This window comes from Pseudoroseomonas cervicalis ATCC 49957 (genome assembly GCF_000164635.1).
Classification (GTDB): domain Bacteria; phylum Pseudomonadota; class Alphaproteobacteria; order Acetobacterales; family Acetobacteraceae; genus Pseudoroseomonas; species Pseudoroseomonas cervicalis.
Genome location: NZ_GG770784.1, coordinates 44,083 through 47,417 on the forward strand (window position 1 = coordinate 44,083; position 3,335 = coordinate 47,417).

The following is a 3,335-nucleotide window of genomic DNA, read 5'->3' on the forward strand; positions in this document are numbered from 1 at the left end:
ATCGGTCACCGCCGCCTCCGCCACCACGCGCCAGGGGCCGGGCTGGCCGGCCACCTGCACGGGGCGGCCCGCCGCGCGGCAGCGCAGCACCACATGCGCATTGGTCACCAGCAGCCCCGGCGCCACCAGGAAGGCCGAGCCGGAGACCTGCCCCTCCACCACCAGCGCGCGGCCGGGCGGCGGCGCGGTGCGCCCGGACAGCGCCTGCGCCCCCCACAGCCCGGCCAGCCCCGCCGCCAGCGGCACCGCCATCAGCCAACGCCGCCATGCCCGCATCGCGCCTCGACCGTTATGCGAAAAACGGTTATGACGTAGCATGACGCCGGGCCCGCTTCCAAGGCCCTTCGCAACCCGGCCCGGGACACCCCGCCATGAACGGCCTGCCCCTGCTGATCCGCCTGGCCCGCCAACAGGCCGATGCCCGCCGCACCGCCCTCGCCGCCGCCGAAACCGCCCGGCTGGAAGAGCTGGCGCGGCTGCGGGCGCATGACAGCGCCACGGCGCGAGAGACCGATCGCGCCCGGGGCGACGCCGCAGAGATGGCGCTCTGGTCCGCCTGGATCAGCCGGGCCGGCCGGCAGCGCGGCCAGCTCCTGGCCCTGCTGCGCCAGGCCGAGCAGGTGGAAGAGGCCGAGCGCGAGGCGCTGCGGGAGGATTTCGCCCAGCTGAAGCGGCTGGAGATCGCCCTGCGGCAGAAGCAGGAGGCCGCGCGCCACGCCGCCCTGCGCCGCGCCGAGCAGCAGGCGGAAGAGGCGGAGCTGCGGCGGCAGGGAGAGCGGAAAAGAAGCGGGGGAGAATGAAGTCTCCCCCGCGCCCCCTCTTCTTTCTCCTGTCAGGGCCGGCCGCCGCCGGCGGCCGACTCACAGCCGGCCGAGGTCCGGCTTCTCCTTGAAGCGGGACCAGGCGCCGAGCAGCTCCTTCAGCTGCTCCTCCTGGCTGGCGCGCTCGCGCCGCAGGATCTGCATGCGCTTGCGCAGCTCCAGGATCAGATGGCCGCGCGGCAGGTCGGCGCCCGATTCGAACCGCTCCAGGAAGACACGGCCCAGCTCGGCATCGTCGCGCTCGATGCAATAGGCGGCATAGGCCAGCACGGAGCCACGGCCGAACTCGATCATCTTGCGGCCGAAAGTGCGCATCTCCAGCAGCCGCGGATGCTGCTCGACGATGCGCATCACCTCCGAGGGGGTGGGCTTGGCGTTGCGCGTGCCGGCGGGCTTCAGCTCGCGCTTCCACAGCAGCACCGCGGCGGCGGCGATCAGCGGCCGGTCGCCGAAATTCTCGAAGCCGGCGCCGAGCTGCGGGCCCTTCTTGGCGTGGATGTCGTAGGTGGCATAGGCCTCCTCCGGCAGGCCGCGCATCACCGGCACCTCGATCGGCTCGCCCGCCTGGATCACCGCCGAGAGCCGGTGCTGGCCGTTCAGCAGCCGGCCCGAACGGCTGAAGCAGATCGGCTGCGCGTTCATCATCCAGTTGCCGGCACGGATGTCGCGCGCGATGGCGTCCACATGCGCCGCCACGATCTTGCGGTTGCGCGTGTTGTGGCCGAGATAGGCCTCGGCCATCTCCGGCGTGATGGTCTCGATCGACAGCGGGAAGACATTCTCCTCCTGCGTCAGCCGCTCCACCGCGGCGCGCAGTTGCTGCGCCGTCTCCTCCGTCTCGCCCGGCAGGCCGGGATCGTCGAGGCCGGCATAGCCCTCCAGGCGCGGGAACTCCTCGCCCTTGGTCGGGTTGGCGCTGCGGTCGATCCAGGCGAAGCTGCGCGGCGTCTCGCCCGCCAGCGTGGCGTTCAGCGCCTTGATCGACAGGGCGAACAGCGTCACCGGCTTCAGCCGCGTCGCCGGGTCGCCGCGCGTCAGCTCGATCAGGTCGCGGATCCGCGCCCCCGGCTCCAGCGGTGCATATTTCTCCGGCCAGGCGACGGCGTCGAGGAAGCGGCGCGTCGCCGCCTTGTCCACCCGGAAGCCCATGAACAGCAGCGGCGTGCGCACCGCCTCGGACAGCGCGGTGGCCTCGCTCTCCAGCGACATCTTCACCGCCTGCTCCAGGTCGGGATTGGCCCGCAGCACCCGGTCCATGCGCGACCAGGAGGCGGTGCCGGCGCCGCGCAGCATCTTGCCGTCATCGTAGCGGATCAGCTTCACCAGCGCCGATTGCAGCGCATGGGCGTGCGGGATGCCGCGCGCCTCCAGCACGCCGGCGAAGGAGCGGCGGCGCTGCTGGTCGATCGTGTGCAGCACGTCGTCGGGGATGTTCTGCGCCATCACCGTCAGGAAGGGCAGCCCGGCCTTGATGCAGGCGCGCAGCCGCTGCACCCCGTCCAGCAGCACGCCGCCGCGCGACAGGATCACCGGCATGCCGTTGAGGATCCAGCGCCCCTCGCGCATCGCCTCGGCATAGGCGTTGATGGCGGCGGCATTCTCGCCGGCGCCGGGGCGCTTGCGCGCCAGCAGCGCGGTCGCGCCCTCGGGCGTCACCAGCTCGATCGAGAAGCGCGGCCCGTCGGCGCCCTGGCCCTGCAGCTGGACCAGCCGGCCGGGCTGCGCCTCGGCCTTGCCGCGCGCCGCGCGCGGCGCCTTGGCCGGGGCCTCCTCGGCCCTGGCGGTCTTGCGTGCTGCTCCAGTGACCCGCGCCATGCGATGCTTGCTCCCGCTCGCCACACCGCCCCCCTCGGGCGGGGGGCCTGCGCCGCGTTTAGACTTTTTTCGCTCTTTGATCCATACGCAAAAATGCGTCATCGCAATTTTTCGGAAAGAATTTTTCGCGGATGGCCCCGAGCCAGGGCGCCCGGGCCGTCTGGGTTAGGCTTTGCCTTACCATGTTCTCGATCAGCGATGTGGTGGTGCCAGGGGGGTGATGCTAAAAATGGACGTCCCCGGGACGGTGCGGCGGCGGTGTCGCCGGCGCCGCGCCGGATGCGCGCGGAGGCGCCGCCGATCCGGCCGCGTCCAAGCCCGCCAGGCGTGCCTGATCCAAGCTGCCAGGAAGGAGAACCTCTCCCATGACCGGATCCGCCCCCTTCTTCGTCAACCACAGCATCCGCCTCAGCCGCGCCGAGGTGCTGGAGGCGCTGCGCGCCGCCGCGCTGCACCGCGCGCGGGAGACGTTGCGCCTGGTCGAGCCCACGCCGCGCGGGGTCGAGATGGAGACCCGCCTGCTCTCCGGCGCCATGGTCGAGATCGACGGCGCCGCCGTGATGATCGAGGGGCGGCTGCCCGAGGATCTGGCGGCCCTGCTGCGCGCCCAGTCGGTGGCACACCCCGCCACCCACCCCGCCCCCGCGAGCCTGCGGACGGATGCCCCGGCCGAGCCCCTGGTCCCCGCCTGAGCCGGCG

4 protein-coding genes are annotated in these 3,335 nt (G+C 72.5%); 2 read left to right on the forward strand and 2 right to left on the reverse strand.

Features of this window, described 5'->3' with window-relative positions; translation table 11 throughout:
- Window positions 1-252: hypothetical protein (locus HMPREF0731_RS25770; RefSeq protein ID WP_007005678.1), on the reverse strand; the 252-nt coding region annotated here is incomplete at its 3' end.
- Between the two features lie 119 nt (window positions 253-371).
- Here HMPREF0731_RS25770 and HMPREF0731_RS18275 point away from each other — a divergent pair.
- On the forward strand, window positions 372-800 hold the full coding sequence (locus tag HMPREF0731_RS18275; RefSeq protein WP_007005679.1) for a hypothetical protein: 429 nt from the start codon (window positions 372-374) through the stop codon (window positions 798-800).
- Window positions 801-860: 60 nt separating this feature from the next.
- Here HMPREF0731_RS18275 and HMPREF0731_RS18280 read toward each other — a convergent pair whose 3' ends face one another.
- A complete protein-coding gene (locus HMPREF0731_RS18280) occupies window positions 861-2,636 on the reverse strand; it encodes a hypothetical protein (protein ID WP_007005680.1) in 1,776 nt (591 codons plus the stop codon).
- A gap of 365 nt (window positions 2,637-3,001) precedes the next feature.
- On the opposite strand from HMPREF0731_RS18280, the gene HMPREF0731_RS18285 reads away from it, so the two are divergent.
- Entirely contained in the window at window positions 3,002-3,328 is a 327-nt protein-coding gene (locus HMPREF0731_RS18285; RefSeq protein WP_007005682.1) for a hypothetical protein, read from the forward strand.
- Window positions 3,329-3,335 lie beyond the last annotated feature (7 nt).